At 55.7% G+C, this 23,931-nt stretch carries 27 protein-coding genes and 2 pseudogenes; 18 read left to right on the top strand and 11 right to left on the bottom strand.

What is annotated here, in order from left to right:
• Positions 1-14: 14 nt before the first annotated feature.
• Together E8M78_RS08905 and E8M78_RS08900 are read right to left on the bottom strand one after the other, a co-directional pair.
• On the bottom strand, positions 15-866 hold the full coding sequence (locus E8M78_RS08905) for a sulfite exporter TauE/SafE family protein (protein ID WP_137134737.1): 852 nt from the start codon (positions 864-866) through the stop codon (positions 15-17).
• Positions 867-956: 90 nt separating this feature from the next.
• Positions 957-1,115, bottom strand: a complete 159-nt coding sequence (locus E8M78_RS08900) for a YqaE/Pmp3 family membrane protein (protein WP_082547372.1) — start codon at positions 1,113-1,115, stop codon at positions 957-959.
• Between the two features lie 258 nt (positions 1,116-1,373).
• On the opposite strand from E8M78_RS08900, the gene E8M78_RS08895 reads away from it, so the two are divergent.
• Both E8M78_RS08895 and E8M78_RS08890 read left to right on the top strand, forming a co-directional pair.
• Positions 1,374-2,075, top strand: coding sequence for a TIGR02587 family membrane protein (locus E8M78_RS08895; RefSeq protein ID WP_137134736.1), 702 nt, complete (start codon positions 1,374-1,376; stop codon positions 2,073-2,075).
• Positions 2,072-2,488: a hypothetical protein gene (locus E8M78_RS08890; protein ID WP_137134735.1), complete on the top strand. Its 417-nt coding sequence runs from the start codon at positions 2,072-2,074 to the stop codon at positions 2,486-2,488. Before E8M78_RS08895 ends, E8M78_RS08890 begins: the two co-directional genes overlap by 4 nt.
• A gap of 12 nt (positions 2,489-2,500) precedes the next feature.
• On the opposite strand, the gene E8M78_RS08885 is transcribed toward E8M78_RS08890, so the two are convergent.
• Both E8M78_RS08885 and E8M78_RS08880 read right to left on the bottom strand, forming a co-directional pair.
• On the bottom strand, positions 2,501-2,839 hold the full coding sequence (locus E8M78_RS08885) for a hypothetical protein (RefSeq protein WP_137134734.1): 339 nt from the start codon (positions 2,837-2,839) through the stop codon (positions 2,501-2,503).
• Positions 2,840-2,876: 37 nt separating this feature from the next.
• Complete coding sequence (locus tag E8M78_RS08880; protein WP_281405058.1) at positions 2,877-3,689, bottom strand: helix-turn-helix domain-containing protein; 813 nt, start codon at positions 3,687-3,689, stop codon at positions 2,877-2,879.
• 198 nt (positions 3,690-3,887) lie between these two features.
• On the opposite strand from E8M78_RS08880, the gene pobA reads away from it, so the two are divergent.
• From pobA to E8M78_RS08865, 3 genes are all read left to right on the top strand, one after another.
• A complete protein-coding gene (gene pobA / locus E8M78_RS08875) occupies positions 3,888-5,057 on the top strand; it encodes a 4-hydroxybenzoate 3-monooxygenase (protein WP_137134732.1) in 1,170 nt (389 codons plus the stop codon).
• Positions 5,058-5,202: 145 nt separating this feature from the next.
• Positions 5,203-6,252: an NAD(P)-dependent alcohol dehydrogenase gene (locus E8M78_RS08870; protein WP_137134731.1), complete on the top strand. Its 1,050-nt coding sequence runs from the start codon at positions 5,203-5,205 to the stop codon at positions 6,250-6,252.
• Between the two features lie 4 nt (positions 6,253-6,256).
• Complete coding sequence (locus E8M78_RS08865) at positions 6,257-7,474, top strand: MFS transporter (RefSeq protein WP_137134730.1); 1,218 nt, start codon at positions 6,257-6,259, stop codon at positions 7,472-7,474.
• Here the strand turns inward: E8M78_RS08865 and pcaQ are convergent.
• Positions 7,469-8,386, bottom strand: a complete 918-nt coding sequence (pcaQ, locus tag E8M78_RS08860; RefSeq protein WP_137134729.1) for a pca operon transcription factor PcaQ — start codon at positions 8,384-8,386, stop codon at positions 7,469-7,471. The genes E8M78_RS08865 and pcaQ overlap by 6 nt on opposite strands.
• A gap of 90 nt (positions 8,387-8,476) precedes the next feature.
• Between pcaQ and pcaD the strand changes: the two genes are divergently transcribed.
• The 6 genes from pcaD (at position 8,477) to E8M78_RS08830 (ending at position 13,337) form a co-directional block, all read left to right on the top strand.
• Complete coding sequence (gene pcaD, locus E8M78_RS08855) at positions 8,477-9,265, top strand: 3-oxoadipate enol-lactonase (RefSeq protein WP_137134728.1); 789 nt, start codon at positions 8,477-8,479, stop codon at positions 9,263-9,265.
• Positions 9,266-9,277: 12 nt separating this feature from the next.
• Positions 9,278-9,697 carry a 4-carboxymuconolactone decarboxylase gene (gene pcaC / locus E8M78_RS08850; protein WP_137134727.1) on the top strand — a complete coding sequence of 140 codons (420 nt, stop codon included), beginning with the start codon at positions 9,278-9,280 and terminating at the stop codon, positions 9,695-9,697.
• Positions 9,694-10,434, top strand: a complete 741-nt coding sequence (gene pcaH, locus E8M78_RS08845) for a protocatechuate 3,4-dioxygenase subunit beta (RefSeq protein ID WP_137134726.1) — start codon at positions 9,694-9,696, stop codon at positions 10,432-10,434. Before pcaC ends, pcaH begins: the two co-directional genes overlap by 4 nt.
• A 1-nt stretch (position 10,435) precedes the next feature.
• Entirely contained in the window at positions 10,436-11,053 is a 618-nt protein-coding gene (gene pcaG / locus E8M78_RS08840) for a protocatechuate 3,4-dioxygenase subunit alpha (RefSeq protein ID WP_137134725.1), read from the top strand.
• 6 nt (positions 11,054-11,059) lie between these two features.
• Complete coding sequence (locus E8M78_RS08835; protein ID WP_137134724.1) at positions 11,060-12,115, top strand: 3-carboxy-cis,cis-muconate cycloisomerase; 1,056 nt, start codon at positions 11,060-11,062, stop codon at positions 12,113-12,115.
• A 151-nt stretch (positions 12,116-12,266) separates the two neighbouring features.
• A complete protein-coding gene (locus E8M78_RS08830; protein WP_137134723.1) occupies positions 12,267-13,337 on the top strand; it encodes a GH25 family lysozyme in 1,071 nt (356 codons plus the stop codon).
• Positions 13,338-13,360: 23 nt separating this feature from the next.
• Here the strand turns inward: E8M78_RS08830 and E8M78_RS08825 are convergent, their stop codons facing one another.
• The gene (locus E8M78_RS08825) at positions 13,361-14,410 is read right to left on the bottom strand and encodes an ornithine cyclodeaminase (protein ID WP_137134722.1); all 1,050 of its coding nucleotides are present in this window, start codon (positions 14,408-14,410) and stop codon (positions 13,361-13,363) included.
• Between the two features lie 130 nt (positions 14,411-14,540).
• Here E8M78_RS08825 and E8M78_RS08820 point away from each other — a divergent pair, with 130 nt between their 5' ends.
• The 6 genes from E8M78_RS08820 (at position 14,541) to E8M78_RS08795 (ending at position 20,468) form a co-directional block, all read left to right on the top strand.
• A complete protein-coding gene (locus E8M78_RS08820; RefSeq protein ID WP_137134721.1) occupies positions 14,541-14,978 on the top strand; it encodes an Lrp/AsnC family transcriptional regulator in 438 nt (145 codons plus the stop codon).
• Positions 14,979-15,067: 89 nt separating this feature from the next.
• Complete coding sequence (locus E8M78_RS08815; RefSeq protein ID WP_137134720.1) at positions 15,068-15,487, top strand: RbsD/FucU domain-containing protein; 420 nt, start codon at positions 15,068-15,070, stop codon at positions 15,485-15,487.
• Between the two features lie 200 nt (positions 15,488-15,687).
• Entirely contained in the window at positions 15,688-16,746 is a 1,059-nt protein-coding gene (locus E8M78_RS08810) for an LLM class flavin-dependent oxidoreductase (protein ID WP_137134719.1), read from the top strand.
• A 39-nt stretch (positions 16,747-16,785) separates the two neighbouring features.
• Complete coding sequence (locus tag E8M78_RS08805; RefSeq protein WP_137134718.1) at positions 16,786-17,430, top strand: TetR/AcrR family transcriptional regulator; 645 nt, start codon at positions 16,786-16,788, stop codon at positions 17,428-17,430.
• 47 nt (positions 17,431-17,477) lie between these two features.
• Positions 17,478-19,073 carry a GMC family oxidoreductase N-terminal domain-containing protein gene (locus E8M78_RS08800; RefSeq protein ID WP_137134717.1) on the top strand — a complete coding sequence of 532 codons (1,596 nt, stop codon included), beginning with the start codon at positions 17,478-17,480 and terminating at the stop codon, positions 19,071-19,073.
• Positions 19,074-20,468, top strand: coding sequence for a coniferyl aldehyde dehydrogenase (locus E8M78_RS08795; protein WP_205910232.1), 1,395 nt, complete (start codon positions 19,074-19,076; stop codon positions 20,466-20,468).
• Positions 20,469-20,683: 215 nt separating this feature from the next.
• Here the strand turns inward: E8M78_RS08795 and E8M78_RS08790 are convergent, their stop codons facing one another.
• From E8M78_RS08790 to E8M78_RS08765, 5 genes and pseudogenes are all read right to left on the bottom strand, one after another.
• Positions 20,684-21,019 (bottom strand): hypothetical protein, encoded by a 336-nt coding sequence (locus E8M78_RS08790; RefSeq protein ID WP_246658275.1) that lies wholly within the window; start codon positions 21,017-21,019, stop codon positions 20,684-20,686.
• Positions 21,020-21,064: 45 nt separating this feature from the next.
• Positions 21,065-21,259 carry a hypothetical protein gene (locus E8M78_RS08785; RefSeq protein ID WP_137134716.1) on the bottom strand — a complete coding sequence of 65 codons (195 nt, stop codon included), beginning with the start codon at positions 21,257-21,259 and terminating at the stop codon, positions 21,065-21,067.
• A gap of 3 nt (positions 21,260-21,262) precedes the next feature.
• On the bottom strand, positions 21,263-21,925 hold the full coding sequence (locus E8M78_RS08780; protein ID WP_137134715.1) for an acyl-homoserine-lactone synthase: 663 nt from the start codon (positions 21,923-21,925) through the stop codon (positions 21,263-21,265).
• A gap of 107 nt (positions 21,926-22,032) precedes the next feature.
• A complete protein-coding gene (locus E8M78_RS08775) occupies positions 22,033-22,755 on the bottom strand; it encodes a LuxR family transcriptional regulator (protein ID WP_137134714.1) in 723 nt (240 codons plus the stop codon).
• Positions 22,756-23,522: 767 nt separating this feature from the next.
• A pseudogene (locus tag E8M78_RS08765) lies at positions 23,523-23,675 on the bottom strand (integrase core domain-containing protein); the annotation flags it as partial.
• A gap of 72 nt (positions 23,676-23,747) precedes the next feature.
• Here E8M78_RS08765 and E8M78_RS23535 point away from each other — a divergent pair.
• Positions 23,748-23,931 (top strand): annotated as a pseudogene (locus E8M78_RS23535) (hypothetical protein); the annotation flags it as partial.

Below are 23,931 nucleotides of genomic sequence, written 5' to 3'. Positions count from 1 at the left end.
CCCGGTGACTGCGTTCAGAGCGAAAGCAGGAACCTGATGCAAATCAGAAGCAGAAAGACACCGAAAGCCAGTTCAAGTCGACGGCGGGACAGGCGGTGCGCAAGATTGGCACCGAAGGAAGCGCACAAGACGCTCGTGGGGATAAACAATATAGCTCCAAGCAGCGATACATAGCCAAGGGCGAGCGGGAACTGCAAAGCCGCGATTTCGGGATTCTCGGCAACTCGCCCCCAACCCGCGTAGATGTAGCCAAGCGCTCCTGGGATCGAAACAAGCAGCCCGACGCCGGAAGAGGTTGCTACGGCCTGATGGATTGGACGCGAGTAGAAGGTCAGCATCAGCGTCGACAACTGCCCTCCACCAATTCCCATGAGCGACGACAGCAGGCCGATCACGACACCATAGGCACGCAGAATGGGCTTACCCGGAAGTTCAACCCCGAGCCGCCAGCTCTCCCGACCGAATAGAAGCCTGACAGCTGAAAAACCTGCAACGGCGATAAAGACCAGCTTGAAGACTTCCGGCGGCGCATAGCGGGCAATAATACTTCCCGCCAGTACGCCAAACAAAATCGGAACCGCCCAAACCTTCAAAACGTCCCGATCAACGGCGCCCTTGCTCCTGTGTGTTCGGTAAGAGCGGAAAGATGTCGGGATGATGATGGCCAGCGAAGTGCCGACACACAGCGGCATCCGCAAGTCTTCTGGCACGCCGAGCAGACGAAAGAGCTCGTAAAGTACAGGCACAATGATGGCGCCTCCGCCGACACCGAACAATCCTGCCAGTATTCCTGTCAAACATCCTGCAAGAAGGAGTGCAATGACAAGCAGCGCGAGTTCCTGCACCGATACTCCCAAGACCGCCATCATCTCGTCCCTCGCAAAAACGCCTCATGCTCATATGCATGAGGCGCAAATTGGCCAAGGGCGCTCAAGACGTAAATACGCCCATCAACTTTATTTTTTCACGATCACCCAGATCGCGTGAATGATACCCGGGAGATAGCCGCACAGCGTCAGCAGTATGTTCAGCCAGAAATGAAGGCCGAGACCGACCTGCAGAAACACGCCTACCGGGGGCAGGAGAATGGCGAAAAGAATACGAATGACGTCCACGGTCGTTCCTCATAATCGGCGTTGTCTGGAGCCGTGCAAACGCACAACTCAGCTGATGGTTCAGATCTGGTTTTTCTCTTGCAGCACTGCAAGGCATCCACCGCAAGAATTCTGACCAGGTTCCCTTTTCGATGCACCCAGCCGCTCTAAGTCCGTGAGGTCGAGATTTGCGCCAATCTGCAGATCGATCCTTTGAAGGACTTGCATCGTTCCGTTGCTGACGACCCGGTGGCTTTTGCGCATGAGGACTGACGATCAATCCGAAACGATCCGTTTCGCTATCGGGCTGCTGCGCGGCGCATCGGGTTCGAACATACGTTCACTTGGTCAGAGGCGGTGCGAGACGCAATTGTTGCATACGCGCTCGGCATCCTCACCAGTGCTGCAATTCTCACTCTTCTGGGTATCGTGATGGAGGATCAGCCGCCGCGCGAATGGATCGGGAAAATCGCGCTTCAGGCTGTTCCGGCAAGCATCGGTGCACTCCTTGGGCGCAGCCAGTTGGGCGGACAACAGGACGACGATAAGGAACAAGAGCCAGCCGAAGAAGCATCCACCAGTTATACAGGGGAGCTGTTCATGATGGCGGTCGGCGCACTGTTTCTCAATTTGAACATCGCGCCAACAGAGGAGGTCATTGCGATCTCCTACAAGATGACGCACTGGCACAGCATGGCGACGATTGTCATCTCCATCTTGCTGATGCACGCTTTCGTCTACGCCGCAAAGTTTCGCGGAACTCACACGCTCGCAGGCAAAGCACCCGCCTGGCACGCCCTCGTCCGGTTCACACTGCCCGGCTATGTCGTTACCTCACTCATCAGCGTCTGCGTTCTTTGGACATTCGGTCGACTGGACGATGCGTCGCTGGCGCAAGCCATGATGTCCATGATCGTACTGAACTTCCCCGGCGCAGTGGGCGCTGCCTCCGCTCGCCTCGTGCTGCGAGACCGACCATGACTATTTCAAACAGGCAACAAAAGACCCATACAGAGACCGGCAACCCGCACTGGATCGAATGGTTGACGGGCATCGTATCGACCGTGCTTGTTCTGGCTCTGTTGTCGTGGATAGGCCGGGAGGCTCTCGTGGCCGATTCGAAACCACCCAACCTCACCGTCAAAATACTTAGGATTGAGCAGGCCGGAGCGCTTTACCGGGTCGATATTGAACTGGAAAATTCCGGACCGAGCACTGCTGCTGCAGTTCGGGTGGTTGGAAAGGTAACGCCGCAAAGCGTACTGTCCGAGACTGCCGAGGTCACATTCGATTTCGCGCCCGCCGAATCCCGGACCAAGGGGGCTCTCTATTTTCGAACAGACCCGCGTTCCAATCCGATCGAGTTGACGCCGTCAGGCTTTACCGAACCCTGACGGCACATTCCGTCAATCTCTCATCCAGCCCAATTCAGGAAAGGCCGCCCGAACTGCTTCGAGGGAAGCGAACGTCCGGTCTTCGCTCCGAAGCGTCACAGAGATTGGATGGCTTACGTCCAACTGGTCGTCGAGAATGACATCAAGGTCTTCACCAGCTTCACGATGGAGCGTCGCCTCTCGTTCAAAGCCTTGCTTCAGAAGCCAGTCACGAGGAGCCATGACGCTAACGGCGACGACAATCTGCTGGTCCGGCTGTTGTATGGCAACAAGCTTATAGCCGACGCTGGATTCTTCTCCACCCAGAGATAGACGCCCGTTGCCAGACAGTTCCTGCAAATGCTCGGTCATGAAACCTCCTTCATCGTTCAGTCCGATAAACAGGCATTCAAACCCCTTTGTTCCTCATCCGCGCAATCTCCTGATCGCGATAGGTCTTGGGTGTGAGACCAATCCGGCTGCGGAATACCCGACAAAAATATGCTGCGTCACTAAAGCCCAGGTTTTCTGCGACCTGGTGAATGCTGTATCCGGTAAAGACGAGCTCACGACATGCTTCGTCCATCAGGCGATCCATAATAAGTTCATGAGCCGTCTTGCCGCTGACGAGGCGAGCCATCCGATTAAGATGAGTGGGCGAAACACCCAATTGCCGAGCGTAGGCTTCGGCAGGCAAATGATCGCGCAGGTGACGAACGATCAATTCCTTGAACTGGCGTATACGCAACTCCGCCAGCGTTTCGGGTTGAGTACCCAGCGCCGGTAAGACTCTCCGGATCAGCATGACCATGACCGCCGCAACATGCAATTCGAGAAGAATGTCATTCTGCGGAGTATCCACTTTATGTTCTGTCACGATGCGGGCGAATGTCGCCTGGAAATAACTCGCGTCGGCGGGATCCTCATCAAGTGGTATTAGGAGCGGATCTGACAGTCGTCCTAGTGAATCATCAATTACGTTACGCAATGGTTCGCGAACAAGCCGGGTGGCAATCGTGATAACGAGTCCATCAATATCGCGCGAAAAGCGGAAACCATGTGCGGGGCCGGGCGGAATCACGACAACGCAAGGAGGCTGCAGCGTGATGGTAGCGTCTTCCAGAACAACATCACCCGCGCCGGAGCGGATGTAAAGAAACTGCAAGAAACTCTCGTGCCGGTGTAACGCAATCTCGAAGCGGTACGTGCTGCTCCGCGACACGATGGTTTCGCAATGCAACCAGGAAAGTCGACTCTCTGCGGGATCTTCACCGTAAAGTCCATAAGTAGGAACTGACACGTTATATCCGCCTCCCCGCAGTCATGTTCGATTTGTCCAATAAGCCGGCAGATTTGTCCATTGTTAAGCCACGTGGGCTTTGCCAATTTTCACGGAGAGGAAGAGCATCCGGAGGATTTCATGCGCACCAAAGTTGCCATCATTGGATCGGGGCCATCGGGCCTGTTGTTGGGACAGTTGCTGACTAGAGCAGGCATTGACAACATTATCGTCGATCGGGTGAGCCGCGACTATATTCTGGGCCGCGTCCGTGCAGGCGTCCTGGAATGGGGAACCGTCGGACTTCTCGAAGAAGCCGGTGTTGCAGCGCGGATGTTTGCCGAGGGCCTGCCGCACGACGGCTACTCACTTGCCTTCGACGGACGCGATCATCGGATCGATCTCTTTGCCCTGACTGGTAAACGGGTCATGGTCTACGGCCAGACTGAAGTAACCCGCGATTTGATGGATGCGCGCGAAGCCGCTGGCGGCACCACGGTCTACGAGGCGAACCATGTGCAGATCTTCGACTTTGATGGCGGAAATCCTTATATCACCTACGAAAAGAACGGGGTGACGCACAGGATTGATTGCGACTTCATTGCAGGCTGCGATGGCTTTCACGGTGTCAGCCGGAAATCGGTTCCGGAGAAATCCATCAAGACCTTTGAGAAAGTGTATCCCTTCGGGTGGCTTGGCATCCTCGCTGATATTCCGCCTGTCAGCCACGAACTGATCTATGCCAACCATCCGCGAGGCTTTGCGCTCAGTTCCATGCGCTCCGAGACCCGTAGCCGCTATTACATCCAGTGCGAACTGGATGATAAAGTCGAAAATTGGAGTGACGAGCGCTTTTTCGACGAGTTCCGTCTTCGCCTCCCTGCGCATCACGCGGAGGCTCTGGTCGTCGGGCCCTCGTTCGAAAAATCCATTGCCCCTCTTCGGTCATTCGTTGCAGAACCCATGCGGTTCGGCCGGCTATTCCTGGTGGGGGATTCCGCTCATATCGTTCCACCGACTGGGGCGAAAGGGCTGAACCTTGCTGCGAGCGATGTCTATTATCTTTTCAACGGCCTCCAGGAATATTTCGCAGAAAAGTCCGAAGCAGGTATCAACGCCTATTCGGAACGCGCACTTAGCCGCGTGTGGAAATCGGTTCGCTTTTCCTGGTCCATGACGACCCTGATGCACCGCTTTCCCGATACCGGCGACTTTGGGCAAAAGATCCAGGAGTCAGAGCTCGACTACCTTATCCACTCCAAGGCGGCGTCTACGGCGATGGCAGAAAACTACGTCGGGCTGCCGTATTGACCTCGACCTGAAGCAGTCTGGAGAATCGTGCAACAATTCCGGCTGATCGAACAAACCAGAATGCGCATTTGCGCGTTAAGTAATGTTGCTGCTGCCCCCCCAACGGGGCAGTTTCATTTTCAGGTCAATTCCGGAAGGTTCAAACATGGCTATAGCACAAGGCTATGCGGCAACGGATGCATCCAAGCCGCTTGAGTTCTTTACCTTCGAGCGCCGTGAGCCGCGCGAGGATGATGTCGTGATCGACATCAAGTTCAGTGGCGTCTGCCACTCCGATATTCACCAGGCTCGTAACGAATGGGGCAATTCGCGGTTTCCGATGGTGCCGGGTCATGAAATCGCAGGTGTCGTAACGGCCGTCGGGCCCAAGGTAACACGCTTCAAGGTCGGCGATCATGTCGGTGTCGGATGCTTTGTCGACTCGTGCGTTCATTGCCAGACGCGCGACGTCGATAACGAGCAGTATCTGCCGGGCCTCGTTCAGACATACAACGATGTAGAGGCTGATGGTCAGACCCCCACTTACGGCGGCTATTCGGACCATATCGTCGTGAAAGAAGGCTATGTTTTGTCAATCCCAGACAACCTGCCGCTCGACAAGTCTGCGCCGCTCCTGTGCGCCGGCATCACGCTGTACTCGCCGCTCGCACATTGGAAAGCAGGCCCGGGTAAGAAGGTCGCAATCGTCGGCATGGGTGGTCTTGGCCACATGGGCGTCCAGATCGGCGCTGCGATGGGAGCAGATGTGACCGTCCTCAGCCAGACGCTTTCCAAGAAGGATGATGGGCTGAAGCTGGGCGCAAAGGCCTATTATGCAACTTCGGATGCCGAGACCTTCAAAACGCTGGCGGGAACCTTCGATCTTATCGTCTGCACCGTGGGCACAGACATCGACTGGAACGCCTATCTCAACCTTCTGAAGGTCGATGGGACGATGGTTATCGTCGGCGCTCCAGAACATCCGGTGCCGGTGCATGCTTTCTCACTGATCCCGGGTCGTCGCAGCCTCGCCGGCTCCATGATCGGATCGATCAAAGAAACGCAGGAGATGCTGGATTTTTGCGGCAAGCACAACATCACCGCAGAAATCGAACTGATCGATATCAAGGATATCAACACTGCCTATGAGCGTGTGATCAAGAGCGATGTCCGCTACCGCTTTGTCATCGACATGGCAACGCTTCCGAAGGCTTGAAACAATGACGGATCAACGCACCGAACACCGGCAGAACAGTGACGCTGGACCGTCACGGACGTTGATCTCAGTTGTGGGATTGGCGGCGGGTTCCCTTGTCGCCAATATCTATTACGCTCAACCACTGATCAACGAGATCGCCCCTGAACTGGGCATCACAGGAGATCTTGCTGGTGCGCTCGTCAGCACAACCCAGGTTGGCTATGGCATCGGCCTGTTCTTCCTCGTGTCTCTGGCGGATCGGATCGAAAACAAGCGGCTGACACTGACACTGTTGACCATCACGCTCTTCGGCCTGCTCGGCATGGCGGCCTCGACATCCGTGATTCCTTTTTTCATATGTTCATTTCTGATTGGCGTCTGCTCGACGGGAGCACAGGTTCTCATCCCCTTCATCGCGCACAGGGTTCCGATTGAGAAGCGCGGTCGCGTGGTAGGTAATGTCATGGCAGCAGTCCTGACCGGGATCATGCTGTCACGCCCCATCGCACTTTTCGTCTCCGCGACATTCGGCTGGCGCGCAATCTTCCTCATCTCTGCGTGCCTGATGGCATTCATAGGCGTTACCTTGTTGAAGGTCATGCCGCAACAAAAACCCCAATCCAGCATGAGCTATCCCGCAATCCTGCGGTCAATGGGAAGCCTGATCAGAGAAACCCCGGTTCTTCGTTGGCGGTCAATGTATCAGGCAATCATCTTCTGTGCGTTCAATCTGTTCTGGACAGCCATCCCATTCGCACTCAGTGAGCAGTTCGGTCTCAGCCAGGAAGGGATCGGCCTCTTTGCACTTGCAGGCGCCGGTGGTGCGCTTGCGGCACCGATCGTGGGACGCCTCTCTGATCGCGGTTGGGGGCTTGTATTATCCATGTCGGCCATGCTCGGCCTCGCCGTCTTCTTCGCATTGTCGGGATATGCAGTCGCTGCCGGTGGGCTCATTCTGCTGACGATATGCGCTGTTCTGATCGATGCCGCCGTGCAAGGCAACCAGATCGTATCGCAGCGGATTATTTTTGCCATCGCACCGGAAAAGCGTGGGCGCCTAAATGCGATCTACATGACATCCGCTTTTATTGGTGGCGCCATCGGGTCGACGCTCGGCACCGTCACCTATCACGCAGGCGGATGGAGTGGCACCGCCGCCACTGGCGGCTTGCTTGGAATTCTAGGCTTGCTCCTCTTCCTGATCGAGCATCGTGGAAGGCTGAAAACCAAAAGCTCATGAAATCTCGGCAGCCGCCTGACGAATATTCTGCATCAGGATGGACATTGGCAGGCTCGGTGTTGCGTCCGTGCGAAGTGTAAGCCCAACTGGCCCACGTGTTTCTGTCGTATCAATCGGAAGCGGAGCCAGAACGCCATCTTCAATATCGCCCGCGACAACGCCGCTGGAAATGATCCAGATGGCATCGCTTGAGCGGACAAAAGCGCGACCGAACGAGTCTGATACGGTCTCGACCTGGGTCGTCAGGGGTCCGGAACCGTTCGCAATCAGGAACTGCTCCACGACCGGTCGGATGATCGAACCGCGAGTCGGCATGAGCACCGGGTAATCGCCAAGACTGGCGAAAATCGGTCCCCTTTCCGTCAGCAGCGGGTGATCCGCCCGGACGATGAAAAGCACCTGTTCCGAGTAAAGATGCTCGAAGGAGAAGCCGGTCATCTTCTCGGGCGGAGCCAACCGGCCGACGACGAGATCCAGATCGCCCGTTCTCAATTGCTCCAGCAGCACAGCATTTTCGCCGGTGACAATCTTGATCCGGCTTCGAGTGCCTTCCGCAAGAAAAAGTTCCATCGCACGCGGCATGATGCGGGTCGACACCGTTGGCAAAGCGCCGATGCGAACAGGAGGGACACTTTCCAACTGCTCCTGCGAGACTGAATCAATGCCCTGGCGCAACGCCGTCAGGGATGCGGTTGCATGCCGGAGGAACACTTCCCCCGGCTTGGTGATCCTGATGCCGCGTCCATCTCGCTCGAAGAGTTCGACCTTCAGGACGTCCTCGAGTTCCCGTATCGTTTTCGTCACGGCAGGCTGGCTTATGTGCAAACTGTCCGCGGCCTTCACGACGCTGCGCTGCCGGGCAACCTCCACGAAGGTCTGAAGGTGACGGTACTTGATACGCGATCCGATCAAATAATAACCCCTGAGTTAATAATATGGCCTCAAAATCTTATTTTACCTAACCATTTGAGCGATGCAATAAAGGGGTTGGAGGAACTCATCATGAAATTCTTGCGCATTGGCGATGTGGTAATCAGCCATGACATCGTCGGGGCTGACAGTGGCAAGCCCACGATTGCCTTCATCAACTCGCTCGGAACGGATAGACGCATCTGGAGCCAGGTTGTCGAGACGCTTTCGGGTGAATTCACGCTTTTGACATTCGATAAGCGCGGACATGGCCTGTCGGATCTCGCTTCGCCGCCCTATCAGATCGAAACGTTCGCGGACGATCTGATCGCTCTCATTGAGCACTACGACCTGCGCGATGTGACGCTCTGCGGGCTTTCCATCGGTGGGCTGATTGCGCTCAGTACCTACGACAAGCGCCCGGATCTCATTCGGGGTCTTTTCTTCGCAGACACGGCACATAAAATCGGCACACCGGAATTCTGGGCAGCGCGCATTGGTGCGGTGGAGAGCGGCGGGATTGGGAGCATACTCGAACCCATCATGTCACGGTGGTTTACAGGTCCGTACCGAATAGCTGAGAACGCTGATTACCGAGGCTACTGCAATATGCTCCTTCGCCAGCCCGTCGAAGGATATGCCGGCGCTTGTGCAGCCATTCGTGATGCAGATTTTACCGATGTCGCAAAGCGTATCGCGGTCCCCGCGCACTGCGTTGTCGGCGCGGAAGACGGTTCTACCCCTCCGGAACTGGTGCGCTCGCTTGCCGACCTCATTCCGGGTTGCGGTTTCGAGCTCATCGAAGGAGCGGCGCACATACCCTGTGTCGAGACGCCAGAACTCTTCATCGGCATTTTTCGCCGTTTTCTATACGCCCTTTGACTGGAGCCGATCATGACCGACCGTACAGATGTCTCGGACCGTTATCGCCAAGGTATGATAACGCGCCGTTCCGTTCTGGGTGATGCGCATGTCGACCGCGCCAACGCCAATGAAACACCGTTTGATCAGCCATTCCAGCGTCTCATTACAGAGGCGGCCTGGGGAACGGTCTGGTCCGGCTCCCACTTTTCAAAACGCGAACGCTCCATCGTGACGATCGCACTTCTTGCTGCCCTCGGCCAGGACGATGAGGTAGCCATGCATATTCGTGCCACGGCGAATACAGGCGCGACAAAAGAGGATATCCGCGAGGCACTTCTTCATGTCGCAATCTATGCCGGAGTTCCGGCAGCAAATCATGCCATCAAGATAGCAAAATCGGTCTATGCCGAGATGGAGGCGTCAGCCGGCGCCGAGGAGGTTACGAAATGAAAAATACATTGCCCGAAACGGGAGGGTTCTTCGCTCGAGACAGAGCCATGCACCCGCCTGCATTGACACCCGGTTACAAAACTTCGGTGCTGCGCTCGCCCCAGCGCGCCCTGATATCCCTTGAAGGTACGAAGAGCGAAATCACCGGCCCGGTCTTCGGCCATAACATCATAAACGAGTTCGACAACGATCTGATCGTCAACTACGCAAAGCCCGGCGAAATGGCGATTGGCCAGCGTATTCTCGTGCACGGTCGTGTTCTGGATGAACGCGGTGTCGGCGTTGCAGGCGCGCTCGTCGAATTCTGGCAGGCCAATGCGGGTGGTCGTTATCGGCACAAGAAAGAGACTTATCTTGCGCCGCTCGATCCGAACTTCGGCGGCTTCGGCCGCTGCGTGACAGACGAAAACGGCTATTACTGGTTCAAGACCATCAAGCCGGGTCCATATCCGTGGCCAAACGGTGTAAACGACTGGCGCCCCGCGCACATTCACTTCTCAGTTTTCGGGCACGGCTTCGCCCAGCGGCTGATCACACAGATGTATTTCGAGGGTGATCCACTGATCTGGATTTGTCCGATCGTCAAAACCATTCCGGATGAGGAAGCGATCAAGCGTCTGGTGGCGCCGCTCGACATGAACAATACGATCCCGATGGACATGCGCGCCTACAAGTTCGACATTGTTCTGCGCGGTCGACGCTCGACCTTCTTCGAGAACCGCAAGGAGGGTAACTGATATGGTACAGCCGCTGAATTACTTGAAGGAATCCCCTTCCCAGACAGCCGGTCCGTATGTGCACATCGGCTGTACGCCAAACTTTACCGGCATTCACGGCGTATACGAGACGGATCTCGGTTCAGGTCCGCTCTACAACGACAAGACCCGTGGCGAGCGGATCACGATCCGTGGCCGTGTCATCGACGGTTCCGGTACGCCATTGCGGGATGCACTGATCGAAATATGGCAGGCCGATAGCGACGGTTTCTACAACAGTCCATCGGAAACACGGGGTACCGCCGATCCCCATTTCGCCGGTTGGGGACGATGCCCAGCCGACATGACGACGGGGGAATTTGTATTTGAGACCATCAAGCCGGGCCGAGTGCCCTTCAATGATGGTTCGCTAATGGCGCCTCATGTCACCTTTTGGATCGTCGCTCGCGGCATCAATATCGGCCTGCACACGCGTATGTACTTCTCTGACGAAGAAGCTGCCAATGCGCAGGACCCGGTTCTGAACCGGATCGAGCATCGTGTGCGCGTGCCAACGCTCATCGGCAAGCGCGAGGGCGACACGGTGACCTTCGACATTCACCTGCAAGGTGAGAATGAGACTGTATTCTTTGATATCTGAGGCACCATGAACGCGACCGCCTTCGCCCATCCTTTTCTCTCCGGTCTGTTTGGAGACGACGAAATCTCTGAACATCTGGGGGCGGAGGCGGACATTCGTGCGATGCTTGCCTTCGAAGCCGCGCTTGCGCACGTACAGGCTGAAGCTGACATACTTCCACAAACGGCCGCTCATTCTATTGTTGCTACGTGCAAATACTTCTGGCCTGATATGGATCAGTTGAAGGCTGGCGTTGCGACAGATGGTGTTGTCGTCGCAAACCTCGTCAAGCAGCTACGCGCAGCGCTGCCTTCCGACGTGGCCGGACACCTTCACTATGGCGCAACAAGCCAGGACGTCATCGACACGAGTCTGATGCTGAGACTGAAGTCGATCTTTCCGATCCTCATCCGTCGGCTGCAATCCTTGATCGATCACCTCGCCAAGCTGAACCAGTTATATGGATCGCGCTCGCTCATGGGATATACCCGCATGCAGGCGGCCATTCCGATCACCGTCGCCGACCGTATCTTTGCGTGGCAAGCTCCGCTCGAACGCTGCCTTCAACGGGCCATTGAAATGTCGCAAACGGGATTTCCGGTTCAGTTTGGAGGAGCTGCCGGATCGCTCGACAAGTTTGGAAATCGCGCCGCAGATCTTCGTGCAGCACTCGCCCAAGAACTCGATCTCGCAGACCGAAAGCAATGGCAAAGTCAACGCGATGTTGTCGCCGACCTTTCCAACCTGCTGTCTTTGATCACCGGCAGCCTCGGCAAGTTCGGGCAAGACATTGCCTTGATGGCAGAGATCGGCGGCGAGATCGCCATGTCCGGCGGAGGTGCGTCTTCGGCAATGGCGCACAAGCAGAACCCGGTCACGGCAGAAATACTGGTTACCCTCGCTCGCTTTAACTCTGTTCAGGTCTCCGGGATGCATCACTCGCTCGTGCATGAGCAGGAGCGTTCGGGTGCCGCCTGGAGCCTTGAGTGGCTCATTCTACCGCAGATGCTTCTTGCAACTGGCGCAGCCCTTCTCCAGGCAAACAAACTCGCTTGCTCCATTACCTCTCTGGGTCGTGATTAAAAGTTGAACTGTTGCTCTTGATAAAACCATCCCGAACCGGAATGGTAAAGTTAGCATTTACCATTCTCTGGTAAGTCTCTGTTAGCTAATCCCCGTTGGACGGGCGCATCCGGGCATTCCGGTGTGCTGAAGCAAGCAGAGTGTTGGTGTAATGCGTTTTCCGGTCTTGCCTGCCATTTTCATCGGCTGCATCCTTCTTGGGGGCTGCCGTTCCAGTGGACCCGAGGATGCGCTTGACCTCGCTCCTTCCAAGGAAACGACGAGCGCGCTGACGCCAGTCACGCCACCGGCCTCGATCGGGAACAGCGTGGCGCCGCCCTCCGCCCGAGCGGCATCCGTGCCTTCGCAGCCGATGCCACAATCAGCACCGGAGGCAGCACCCCACGAACTCGCCTGGGCGGGATCTGCAGCGCCTCACGCGCAGGCGCTGGATGTTAAGCAAAGCCAGGTCGGCATGCCCATGTCGTCGGCGCGTCCAGTCGCGATGATGATGCCGCAGGACCCTTCGCCATCCGCCTCTGCCAAGGGCCCACGGATCTACAATCAGCGCTTCCGCGATGCGAAACCGATCAATTTCGGGAAGGTCACGCCACGCCATCATCCCGTTCACGGAGTTGATGTCTCACGCTGGCAGGGCGAGATCGATTGGGCGACCTTGCGCACCCAGGGCGCTAACTTCGCCTTCATCAAAGCAACAGACGGCGGCGATCATCTCGATCCGATGTTCCGAACAAACTGGCGCAAGACCAAGGAAGCTGGCATCAAGCGCGGTGCCTATCATTTCTTCTACTGGTGCCGGGTGGCAACCGAACAGGCAGCCTGGTTCATTCGGAATGTGCCAAAGGATCCCGACGCGTTGCCGCCGGTGATAGACGTGGAATACAATCACCTTTCCGACTGCAAGCGCAGACTGTCGCCAGAGAAGATCCGCGAGAAAATGCAGGTCTTCATGGACATTCTCGAAAAGCACTACGGCAAGCGACCGATCATCTACACGGCCCCGGATTTCTATGCCGACAATCTGCGCGGAGCCTTCCCGCATCATCCCTTCTGGCTGCGGGCGGTTGCACAACACCCCTCGCAGGTCTATCCGGACCGTCGCTGGCTGTTCTGGCAATATTCCGGCTCCGGTCTCTCCCAGGGTGTAGACGGGAAGATCGACCTCAACGTCTTCTACGGCAGCGAAGCAGATTGGCATCGCTGGTCGTCAGGACGAGGCTAACCAAGGGCTTCAGCCGCGCGGCGTTAACCCGCCGCCCGGCTGAGCATGCCGAACAGATCGCGTGGATCATCAGGATCGGCAATCAGGTCGAGTTCTTCGAAGAACTGGGTGTCACGGATTTTCTGACGGACATATCGAAGGGCTGAAAAATCCTCGATGGCGAAGCCAACACTGTCGAAAAGCGTGATCTGGCGTGGATCACGGCGTCCTTCTGTCTCACCGGTCACAACCCGCCACAATTCGGTAATGGGAAAGTCTTTCGGCATCTGCTGGATTTCGCCTTCGATCCAGGTCTGCGGAGGATATTCGACGAATGTATCCGCCCGCTTCAGGATATCCGGGTGTAGTTCGGTTTTCCCGGGGCAATCCCCACCAATCGCATTGATGTGCACGCCAGAGCCGACCATGTTGTCGGTCAGGATGGTCGCAAAGGCCTTGTCGGCAGTACAGGTCGTGATGATATCAGCACCCTCAATGGCTGCCTGAGCCGAGGAGCATGCCACTGTTTTCAAGCCACTGCCCGCAAGATTGCGGACGACCTTTTCCGTCGCCTTCGGATCGATATCGAAAAGCCGAACGCTCTCGATACCCAGCACGGCACGCATGGCAAGTGCCTGGAATTCGCATTGCGCGCCGTTACCTATGATCGCCATTGTTCGGCTGGATTTCGGTGCCAGGTGTCTGGCTGCCATGGCAGAGGTTGCGGCTGTACGCAGCGCCGTCAGTACGGTCATTTCTGTTTGCAGAACGGGATAGCCCGTGGCGACATCGGCCAGAAGTCCGAATGCTGTGACGGTCTGCAAACCCTGCGCCATGTTCTTCGGGTGGCCGTTCACGTATTTGAAACTGTAGATCTGACCGTCAGATGTCGGCATCAATTCGATGACACCGTCATGGGAGTGCGAGCCAAGCCTCGGCGTCTTGTCGAATTCCGGCCAACGCGCGAAGTCCGCTTCTATTGCGTGCGTCAACTCCTTCAGGAAGACCTCTACCCCGACATGATGAACCAGTCGCATCATATTGGCGACACTGACGAACGGTACGAGCGCCTTTTTCGATGGAGCGTGCAACATATTCACCTCGTTGGTTGAGCTTCGTTACGAGTGTGCCTGTTGCCAAACTTATAGAAAAGATCAAGTTTGTGTTGATACCGACAGCGAATTAAGCAATTTGGTCTACCAACTTGTTTGAACGGACATTTTAATGAACAGGCAGCATTATATTCCAGACGATCTCGATCGCCAGTTGATTGCGCAACTGCGGATCGATGGACGCGCATCCCTGTCCAAACTGGCCGAGTTGCTGGATGTGGCGCGAGGCACCGTTCAGAACCGCCTCGATCGCCTTCAAGAGTCGGGTATACTGCTGGGCTTCACGGTGCGGGTCAGGGAGGAATTTGATTCCCAAAGCGTCCAGGCCATTATGATGATCGAAGTCACAGGCAAAGCGACTGGGCAGGTCATTAGGAAACTGCGTGGCATTGCGGAAATCAACAGCCTGCACACCACAAACGGCAACTGGGATCTCGTGGCGCAGATTCGTGCCGCCAATCTTGGGGAATTCGATCGCGTGCTTCGTGAAGTCAGGATGATCGAGGGGGTTTCGAACAGTGAAACAAGTCTGCTGTTGAGCAGTGTCTAATCATATACTTGACGGAGACCGGTCGCTGTCGGTAACGCTTTGTCCTCGTGGTCATGCGTCTGTCCATCGACCGCTTCGAGGAGGATGACATGCTGATCAATATCGACCCACTGCTCTCGCCGGATCTGCTACATATTCTCAGGGCCATGGGCCATGGCGATGAGATTGCCATCGTGGACGCGAATTTTCCGGGAACGACGAATGCCCAGCGGCTAGTCCGGCTGGACGGGATCAGCGTGACAAGGGCGACGGAAGCGGTTCTTTCTGTTCTACCTCTCGATGATTTCGTCGATGTCCCGGCCGTCACCATGGAGGTCGTTGGCAATCCGGATGAAGTCCCGCCTGCCGTGCAGGAACTGAGGGCTATCGTCGGTGACCGTGGACAGTGCGGGACTCTCGAGCGCCATGCGTTCTACGCGCGAGCAAAACAGTGCTTTGCGATCATCCAGACCGGCGAAACACGCCTATACGGCAACATCGTTCTAAAAAAAGGCGTCGTTCGCAGTTGAGGTAATGGTCGCGTGATGAGCTTGGCGGGAAGCGTCGTCACCTGACTGCCCGTTCCCACAGCTTCCAATTCGCTTGTAAGCAGTGATTTGAAATCTCATACCAATATTGCTGGACCATGCGGATCGCTTTCTCTTCATCTGAAGATTGCCCGTTTATAAAAGCAAAAGATACGTATGTTCGTAAATAAGGACCGAACTGAATGACGAAGGCCTGTGAGATCGCATGGTTTTCCGCGTTATGCGATGACGATTACCAGTTTCTTGGCGTTCCTGATGCGAGACTTCAGTCCAGCTTCGAGCACTGTCGGGATATCGTTCTTCAGGCCGAAAGCGGAGGCTTCGACAACATCCTTCTCCCTTCCGGTTACGCGCTTGGTGTCGATACGACGGCCTTTGCATCGGCCATGGCCATTCTGACCAGGCGGATCAAGTTGCTTATGGCACTTCGTATGGGGGAAGCATGGCCCGCCCAGCTTGCGCGCCAGATTGCAACAATCGACCGCATGGCAGGCGGTCGCCTGGCTATCAACATCATTTCCAGTGATCTCCCGGGAGAAGCCTTGGCCAGTGGGCCGCGCTATCAGCGAACGATCGAAGCGATGACGATCCTGCGATCACTCCTGAACGGAGAGAGCGTCGATCACGACGGGACTTTCTGGAAGCTGAAGGTTGAGCCACCGCGTATTTCCACGCTTTCCGGACGCTGCCCGCAATTCTACTTCGGCGGCCTTTCCGAAGATGCACGTCATGCAGCGGCGGTCGGCGCTGATGTTTACCTCATGTGGCCGGACCGCATGGAAGCCGTGAAGGATGTCATTCGCGATCTTACAGAGCGCGCGAAAGGCCAGGGCCGCACGCTTCGCTTCGGTTATCGCGTCCATGTCGTGGTGCGCGAAACCGAAAGTGAGGCGCGGGAAGCTGCAGATCGGCTGCTTTCGAAACTGGACGATGCGACCGGCGCTGCAATTCGTGCGAAATCACTGGACAGTCAATCTGTGGGGGTTCGCCGTCAGGCCGAATTGCGTGAGCAGTCGGCAAATGATGGTTATGTCGAGGACAACCTCTGGACCGGGATCGGTCGGGCAAGGTCCGGATGTGGCGCTGCGATCGTCGGCGATCCAGACCAGGTTCTGGCCAAATTGAAGGCATACCAACAGGCTGGCATCGAAGCCTTCATTCTGTCCGGCTACCCTCACGCCGCAGAGGCAGACCTGTTTTCGCGATACGTACTTCCCCGCATCGAGCATGGAAAGCTATAAGCAACTATCTGCAGGTGGTTTTCAGCAGACCTATCTTCCGTGACCGGGATCATGATGGAAAGCGCGAGCAAGCCAAAGACGTCTTCCAAGCTCGAAGCCAAACGGATGCGCAATCGCGATGCGATCAAGCAGGCGGCTTGGTATGTCTTCGCGCATCATGGGCTGGACGGGTCCACTGTGCGCGACATCGTTGCTCACAGCGGCATCTCCATAGGAACCTTCTATAACTATTATGGGACACGGGAAGCCGTTTTTCAGGAGTTGCTGGCCGACCTCACGACGGAGATCCGCAGGCGATCAAACGAGGCCCGTGGGAAGGAAACCGAACTGGAGGCGATGCTGCAATCCAGCTATCGCGGTTTTCTGGAATTTATTCTCGGGATCGAGCATGCGCTGGATTTCTGCGCACGCAACCAGCACCACATCCGCTCCTACCTGTTTAAACTCTCGGCTACCACCGGCATCGTTGATGACCTCATCCTCGATCTGCAGCGCACGCTTCCCAACAACAGTCTTGGACAGGGTGAACTGAAGCAGATCGCAACATTGATCGTGGCCAATGGTCTCGAACTTCTTCTGCAATCGCGTGACGAGGCGGAGGCCGATATCTTTGCTGCCAGCGTTCTATTGGTTCGTGTCCTTGTTGGCGGCATAGCCACTCTCGGATCAGGCAATCAGAATTGACGCCTGCGTCAATTTTGCTAGTGTCTGTGCTGGGTGGGGGACGAGACATGACGGTTGCCGATTTTATTGTGGTCGGGGCAGGACCTGCAGGATGTGCGCTGGCCACGGGCCTTGCAAAATCAAAGCATGCGCCGCAGGTCGTATTGATCGAAGCAGGCGGCCCGGATCCGTCATTGTTTTCTCAGATACCCTTGGGTCTTGCGACGCGCGTTCCCTGGAGAAACCGCGAGAATTATGCATTTGAAACGATACCGCAGCCGGGCATGAATAACCGCAAGGGTTATGTGCCCCGTGGCCGTGGCCTTGGCGGTTCCAGCCTGATCAACGCCATGATCTACATTCGCGGACAGCGTCAGGATTACGATCACTGGGCGGCCCTTGGGTGCAGAGGTTGGGGTTGGGCCGACGTACTACCATTCTTCAAGAGCGGCGAGAGCAACAGCAGAGGCTCGGACGACCATCACGGAGGCGATGGGCCGCTCCGTATTACCGATCTTACATCGCCCGGGGCCGCGACTTTCGCCTTCCTGCAAGCGGCAAAGCACTGCGGATTTAAGCTCAATGAGGACTTCAACGGCGCAGATCAGGAGGGCGTTGGTCTCTATCAGGTCTTTCAGCATCAGGGAAAACGCTTCAATGCTGCAGAGGCCTATCTCGGCGCCGCCCCCTATCCGCCGAACCTGCGGGTTATGACCGATATCCAGGTTGAGAGCGTGGTCTTCGAGCAACGGACAGCCGTCGGCGTCAAGATCAGGTCAGGCGGGAAAGAAATCGCGATCCGCGCCAGGCGTGAAGTCATTCTATGTGCTGGTGCCATTGGCTCGCCCCACCTTCTCCAGCTCTCCGGCATCGGACCAGGAGACGCTCTGCGGTCTCATGGCATTGACGTCGTTTACGATGCCCCGGAGGTTGGCGAAAATCTGCAGGACCATGTGGATTATACTGGGAACATCCTGTCTGGATTGGGCGGACTTGTGGGTTACACGCCAAAAGCGCTGGGCAACATAGCCAAGGCCGCCTTCGAGTACCGGAAGAAGACAGGGTTGCTGACCAGCAACGTTGCTGAGGCTGGAGGATTTATCCGCAGCCACCCGGGGGTGGACAGACCAGACCTACAGCTGCATTTCTGTATTGGTCTGGTGGACGATCATGCGCGAAAGATGCATGTGGCCACCGGCTATGCTCTCCATGTCTGTGTATTGCGCCCCGAGAGTCGCGGTCGCGTGAGCCTGGCTTCCAATCGCCCCGGTAGCAAACCTCTCATTGATCCCCGGTTCTTCTCTGACGAGAGAGATCTGGACCTTCTCGTGAGGGGCGCTAGGATCGTGCATGACATTGTGGAGGCGCCTCCCCTTGCCGGTTCTGCATCACGTCCGCTCTATCCAATCGATTTCAGAAATGAGACAGATGTGAAACAGTTCGTCCGCGAACACGCAGATTCGATCTACCACCCCGTCGGCACCTGCCGTATGGGAGGGGATGTGAGGTCTGTCGTTGACCCAACACTCAAGGTTCGGGGCGTGGATAGACTTCGGGTGGCAGATGCTTCCATCATGCCGACCCTGATCAGCGGCAATACGCAGGCACCGTCCGCCATGATCGGCGAAAAGGCGGCCGCTCTCATTCTTGACGAGGCAGTTTAAGTGGCAAAGTTTCAGCAGGTCTTTCAATCGATGCACCTCGTGTCGCGGACTGGACCCGAGGCGACTTACTCGGAACGCATCGACAGGCTCGGTCGACTGGAAAGACTACTTTCTGACAATGTGGAAGCGCTTTGCAAAGCGATATCCGCCGATTTTAACTGGCGGTCGGAAACGGAAACGAAGCTTCTGGAGATACTGCCGGTACGCCGCGGGATTCGCCATGCGAAACGGCATCTGGCGCGCTGGATGAAAGAGGATCGGCGGAAGGTCGATCTGGCATTCCAGCCATCCCGAGCATGGGTTCGCTATGAAGCACTGGGTGTCGTGGGCATCATTGCGCCCTGGAACTACCCGCTTGCCCTTGCGATAGCGCCGCTGACGGATGCTCTGGCGGCAGGCAACAGGGTCATGGTCAAACCATCGGAACAGACGCCCTGCTTTTCAAACCTGTTGGCGACACTGATTTCCGAAAACTTTGCATCGGATGAGGTTTCCGTTGTCCTGGGAGATGTTTCGGTCGCTCAGGACTTTGCAAGACTGCCATTCGATCATCTGCTCTTTACCGGGTCGACTGAGGTTGGTCGATCGATCATGCGCGCAGCTTCGGACAACCTCACACCCGTCACGCTTGAACTCGGGGGAAAATCTCCAGCCATTATCTGCGACGATTTTTCGATAGACGCCGCGGCCCGCTCCGTCAGCTTCGGCAAGTTCATCAATGCGGGTCAAACCTGCATCGCGCCGGACTACGCACTCGTGCCCCGTCATAGCGTTGACCGGTTCGTCGGCGCTGTCATGAATGGAGCGGCACAAGCCTATCCGAACCCTGCATCCAACCGGGACTACACATCCATCATTTCCGAAAGACATCTGACGCGTCTAAGGAACGCCGTGCAAGAGGCAGAAGCCGCGGGAGCACGGATTGTCAAGTACGCCGGAGAGATATCTGATCGCGTGATGCTTTACCCGAAACTCGTGATTGATCCCCCGCGCGACAGTCTTCTCATGCGGGAGGAGATCTTCGGGCCTGTACTGCCCGTTATTCCTTACGACACGGTGGATGAGGCCATTGCTTTCGTGAACGCGAAGCCACGGCCGCTTGCTCTCTATCTGTTTACCGACAATCGAGAGACACAGTCGAAGATCATCGGCCACTGCAAATCAGGCGGCGTGACCATCAACGGAACCCTGCTGCATTACGCTATGGAAAACTTGCCTTTCGGTGGAATCGGAGCAAGCGGCATGGGAGCCTATCACGGCAGGGATGGGTTCCTGCGGTTCAGTCACGCCCGCGCCGTTCATAAGGTCGGCAAGATCAACATGTTTGAAAAGCTGGGGCCACCCTGGGGGCTCCTCCTTCGTCTGACATTGCGGATACTCGGCAATATCAGGTGAGGAGCAATTGACCGGATATATGCTACGGTATGAAATCAAAAAAGCCTGCAGCATCTGGGGAGCTGCTGCCGTGGGCGGATCGGTAGCTATCTTCTGGAAGTGGATTGCTGCGAAGATTGGGGTTTGAGCAAGCCGGGCACGCTCATCGCCAGACTTCGATGTTCAGAAAGGTGCCTGTCGATCCATGCCCATAGATCTGGACGCTTATCCAGCAATCACCGCGCAAAATCATCTGCCGTGCGGTTGAAGACATTGAGCCATTTGGCCATCATAGACTCAAGATTCTGGCGGTTGACTTCGTCAGCGAAAAAGCTGTCACCCTCATCGCCACGATCGCGCATGCCATATCGATGATAGTTGGCGCGATACTGACGAATAATCTGCCAGGGCTTGGTCAATCGTTCTCCGCTTGAATTGTAGAGATCGTCGCGCCCGATGTAGGCGGAGTAACTTTCCAGTGGTTCAGGTGCTCGTGCACGGGTAGCCGATTGTGCGTAGGCAGTACTCGTTGCTGCAAACCCTGCAGCCAGAACGGCAGATAGAAGTTTCATCAATTCTCCAGGCTTTTTGGACGAGTTTTGCTAGCAGCCGCCACGTTAGTTGACTAGGATCTTCTTCGCGTACATACGCTTTGCAAGCGATTCTATCTCGCTAATGTTTGCCTTCTTGATCGCCGCCTCCAGCAGCATTTCCAAGAGGTAGGAGAGCAGCGGATCCCCGGCTTCTTGAACATCCTCACGGCACTCCAGTGATTTGGCGACAATTCGCGCGTATGGATCTCTGATCGTCATGGTTCAAGCTGCCTCCAGCATCAGCGGCTGTGCAAACCAAGTTTGCGTGGAGGTTCTATAGAAGCTTTCATCAACACCAAGTGTCTCGCGCATGAACTGGCAAACTTCGGTCGTAACTTCGAAGGCGCCACAGCAGACGGGAAGCCTTCCGAATCCATCTGCGCGGCCAAGCTCCTGGATACAGGCTCCTGCCCTTCTGTAGACGCGGGCCATTTGCGGTTCGTAATTGGATATCAAAGTATGGATGCCATGTTCCAAGCCACACTCGCTGAGCGCAAGGATCATCAGGCTGAATGCTCTCGCCGCTGTTATTTTCAGCTCATGTTGTTGTATTGCGTCCTCATCAATGCAGAGGCGTGTGGCCTCCCATATGCCAGGTGCACGCAATTCAACAGCATTTGGAAATGTCTTGCGGAACACGTCATAGAGCAGCGTCGGGCCCGTGGTGGGCATGAAGCGCACGCCTCCAAATAAGGTTTGAAGGTTTTCGTCGCACCAGAGTAGATACACTGGCTTTAAACGATCATAGCGGTCTGTCTCTTTTCCGTCTTCGACGGGGACGGCCCACCCCAGATGATCCGCAAATACCTTCTTGCGAAGTTTGAAATATTGATCCAGCAAGTGCGAATATGCGCTGAATTGATGCGCCTGTACGGTGATGAACATCTTTATTCCCCTTAACGTGTTGCGTTGGGGAACTGATGACATTTAGCTGACTTTTACAAAATTCCCGCAGGTGTGGCCCTGTCTTTCTACCCCTACAATTGTAGGGGTTATGGGCTGATAACTCTTAGCTTCAAAGCCTTGGCGATAGCTTGAGCAATGTTGGCGCAACCCAGTTTAATACGGGCTGACTTCAGATAATCCCGCGCTGTATGTTCCGAAATTCCCAAAATAATGGCGACGGCCTTATGATCCTTCCCCAGCGCGGACCAATGAAGGCACTCAAGCTCACGTGGGCTCAATACCGGAACAGGGTCATCCTCACCGTAAAGCTCACGCATCGCCTTTGCGTGAATTCGATGTGAGAGCTCGATCCAGTCATTTCTGAAATTCGCCACAAATTCGCGCCAGTTTTCTTTGCTTCCATTGAAAGACACTAGGGCGCGCCTAGCAAACTTGTCGGTGACTGGAACCGAATAGCCATTACCGCCAAGGCCATGATCCTTTGCGTCCTGCAAGAAGTTAACAGCAGCCTCAGTTATACGTAACTCTTCCCAGAAAAAGGGAAGGCTCCGCTCGAACCCTTCGACCACTACAGGGTCGATGGCCATGTAATTCCGCATCAAATACCTCCCCACCCAGGCTGCAGGGTAGGTGGTGCGGACATAGAGAGAATCGACTTTGCTGATCACGGTCTGCGAAAGATGATAGGTCAGGTTGTCCAGTTCGTAGTTTTCCCGCATCAGGGCTAGCGCCGCTTCAACACTTTCGGCCTGTTCAATCTGTGAATGAGATTTTTCGAATAAATAAACCGGACTCAAACTATCAATCATATAAATCCCCTGCAATCTGAGGGGATTATGTTGTAACCGAGGCATATCCTCAAGGGGTCACCCCCTCATGTGGGGGGATTCCGTATGATGCTCACAAATTCTACTGTCCAAATGCAAAAAGAAGCGAGGTTTTGCAAATGGCTGAGCAGTACGAGGGAATGGTCACTGATCAAGATGCTGCTCGGGTATTGTCGGCAAGTTATGGTGATCTTGCTGCGTCTGAAGCGCTGACGAGGGCTCTGGTTGCGGAACGAAGCGCAAACCAGCCTGCCGCACGCTTTTGGGTGAGCATCTACAATCTTCTGACGCGGAGCGAAGGCGAGTGTTGGGGAGAAACTGCTATACAACGACGCCCACAACGATTGCCAATCGAAGAAGCAGAGCCGCCAGCGCCGTTAATAAAATCACGAGTACAAGAAGAGCAGCTAAAACGTTGAAAGCTCGATCGATCATATTCTCTTGAAACGGTGCATTTCGACCCGTGGAGGTCTGGCCGGGCAGTCAGATGCCAAACAACCTTATGCGGGCCGCGCATTCAAGCCCCAGTAACGGGGCCCTATACTGGCAGCCCACCCTGGAGCTTGTCCGTCAGTTCATCATTTTGGTATGTGGTCTGCCCCCTGAAAAGTGATTCTTCTTGAAGTATGGCTTATGAGCCGATAACGTGCACCCCGATTTTGGTCCATCGGGAGCTGGAGTTTTCCGGGGTTATTGACGTGCTCCCCGATTTTGGGCCAGCGGGAGCTGGAATTTTCCGGGGTTAAGGCTCAGTTCGGCGGGGATGCCGATGAGCCGTTCATCAGCGAAATCGGCACTTTGTTGCCAATAGCGCTGTGTGGCCGGAACTCATTATAGTCTCTACGCCAATCCTCCATCTTCGCTCGCGCGTCGTCAAGGCTTATGGACCAGTGAGCGTTGAGATGGCGTATTCGGAGCTTCGGTTCCCGAGACGCCGGTGCTTTCCTACCGGTGTTCAACTAGGAGGAACGGCAATGACAGAATTTTACGTTGGCCTGGATGTTTCACTTGAGCAGACGGCGATTTGCCTTGTTGACGGGAATGCTGACCGCCTCTTTGAGTGTCAGGCGACATCTGATCCTGAAGCAATCTGTTGGTTTCCGCGCGGAACTGAGCCGGTTTTTCCACCGAGAAGTGAGCCACCTCTGAGTATGGTTT

The sequence above is a fragment of the Rhizobium sp. FKY42 genome, assembly GCF_005222835.1.
GTDB lineage: Bacteria > Pseudomonadota > Alphaproteobacteria > Rhizobiales > Rhizobiaceae > Neorhizobium.
Note: the sequence above shows the minus strand (reverse complement) of the source record. Positions and strands in the feature narration are given on the sequence as shown.